Here is a 2,245-nt window from a genome sequence, read left to right on the forward strand (position 1 = left end):
TGGCGGTCCTCTGCCTCGCCCAGCTCACCGTGGTACTCGACAACACCGTGCTGACCGTCGCGGTGCCGGTCCTCACCACCGAACTGCACGCCAGCACCGCCGACGTGCAGTGGATGATCAACGCGTACGCGCTGGTGCAGTGCGGTCTGCTGCTGGCCGCCGGCAGCGCCGTCGACCGGTACGGCCGCCGCCGGATGCTGCTGACCGGGCTCGTCCTGTTCGGACTCGGCTCGCTGGCCGCCGGGCTCGCCGACACCAGCGGACAGCTGATCGCGGCCCGGGCCGGCATGGGGGTGGGCGGCGCGCTCCTGGTCACCGCCACCCTCGCCGTCGCGATGCAGGTCTTCGACGACGCCGAACGGTCCCGGGCCATCGGCATCTGGGCGGCGACCAGCGCACTGGGCTACGCCGCCGGCCCGCCGATCGGTGGCATCATCCTCGCCCACCTGCCCTGGGGGGCCATCTTCCTGGTGAACATCCCGATCGTGGCGGTCTGTCTGGTGGCGACCCGGGCGCTGGTACCCGAGTCCGGCCGGGTGGCGGGCGGTCGTCCGGACCTGGGCGGGGTGCTGCTCTCCACCGCCGGGCTGACCGTGCTGGTCTGGGCGATCATCTCCGGGCCGGAACGGGGCTGGACGTCCCCGGTGGTCCTCGGCGCGGCCGGTGCCGGTGCGGGCCTGCTCGGACTCTTCGTGGTGTGGGAGCGACGGGTCGACGACCCGATGCTGGACATGCACTTCTTCCGGGACCGGGGTTTCGTCGGCGCGGTGTCCGGCGTCGTCCTGATCACCTTCGGCGCCACCGGCGCGCTGTTCCTGCTCACCCAGCACCTCCAGTTCGTCCGGGGTTACCCGGCCTGGGAGACGGGGTTGCGGATGGTGCCGTTCGCGCTCTCCATCGTGCTGCTCAACCTCGGCGGGGTCGCCGCGTGGCTGATCCGGCGACTCGGGTTGGCGCGCTCGATCGCGGTCGGGATGGTGCTGCTCGCCGCCGGGCTCGCCGCCGTCACCCAGGTCCGGTCGGACGGGTACGGCGTGCTGCTGGCCGGGCTGCTGGTGATGGGTACCGGCTGCGCGCTGGCCAACCCGGCCATCGTGGAGGCGGTGATGCGGGCCATCCCGCCGGAGAAGGCCGGTGCCGGTGCCGGGGTCGACGGCACCATGGCCGAGGTCGGCGGGAGTCTCGGGATCGCCGTACTGGGGGCGGTGCTCAACGCCCGGTTCGCCGCCGGGCTGCCGGTCGCGCTCGCCGGTGCCGGGTCGTTCCCCGCCGCCCTGGCCGCCGCCGGCACCGACGCCGAGCGGGCAGTGGTGTCCGGCGCGTTCCGCGCCGCGTTGGAGACCGGCCAGACGGTGGGTGCCGGCGCGGTTCTCGCCGGTGGCCTGCTCGCCGCCGGGCTGCTGCACCGGGCGGAGCGGACAACCGGCGCAGCCCGGACACCGGCCGGCCCCGGACCGTCCCGCCCGGCCGTCGGGCGCAGGCCGTCCCGTCCGACAGTGCGGCGCGGTCCGTCCCGTCCGACGGTCGAAAGGTTGACACAGGCGAATACGCGCTCGTAACTTCTCCGGGAAAGCGCTTTCTCGCTGTCGTACCCACCACGTCCCCGGAGGTACACCTTCATGCGCTCGTCCCGCCAGCGTCGGCTGGCCCTGATCCTGGCCGGGGTGCTCGCACCCACGGCCGCGCTCGTGGTCGGCATGACCGCGACCGCCTCCGCCGCCACCGTCCTCCACGACGACTTCTCCGACGGCGACACCTCCGGCTGGTCCAAGTCCGGCGGCACCTGGTCCGTCGTCACCGACGGCTCGCCGGCGGTGCAGCAGTCCAACGCGACCAGCGAGAACGCCCGGATCTTCGCCGGCGGCACCAGTTGGACGGCGTACACGGTGCAGGCCCGGGTCAAGCCGCTCAGCCTCGGCTCCGCCGGCCACGCCAGCCTGCTGGCCCGCGCCTCCGGGTCCACCGTGTACTACCGGCTCGCGCTGCTGCCGGCCAACCAGGTGCAGTTGCAGGCGGTCAACGGCGGCTCGGTGGCCGTCCTCGCCAGCGCCTCCCGGACCGTCACCACCGGCACCTGGTACACCCTCGCCATCGACGTCACCGGCACCACCGTCCGGGGCAGTGTGGACGGCACGGTGATCGGCCAGGGCACCAGCTCCCTGGTCGCCGCCGGCCGCATCGGCCTGCAGACCGCGTACTCGTCGGCCTCCTTCGACGACGTGCTGGTCACCGACGGCGGCAGCAC

1 protein-coding gene and 1 pseudogene are annotated in these 2,245 nt (G+C 73.7%); both read left to right on the forward strand.

Annotated elements, in window-relative coordinates; genetic code table 11:
- A pseudogene (locus GSF22_RS33035) lies at positions 1-1,427 on the forward strand (MFS transporter); the annotation flags it as partial.
- 192 nt (positions 1,428-1,619) lie between these two features.
- Positions 1,620-2,245, forward strand: a 626-nt coding sequence (locus tag GSF22_RS33040) for a LamG domain-containing protein (protein WP_244454574.1), incomplete at its 3' end; no start/stop codon positions are given.

Source organism: Micromonospora echinofusca, assembly GCF_017614955.1.
Taxonomy (GTDB): domain Bacteria; phylum Actinomycetota; class Actinomycetes; order Mycobacteriales; family Micromonosporaceae; genus Micromonospora; species Micromonospora echinofusca_A.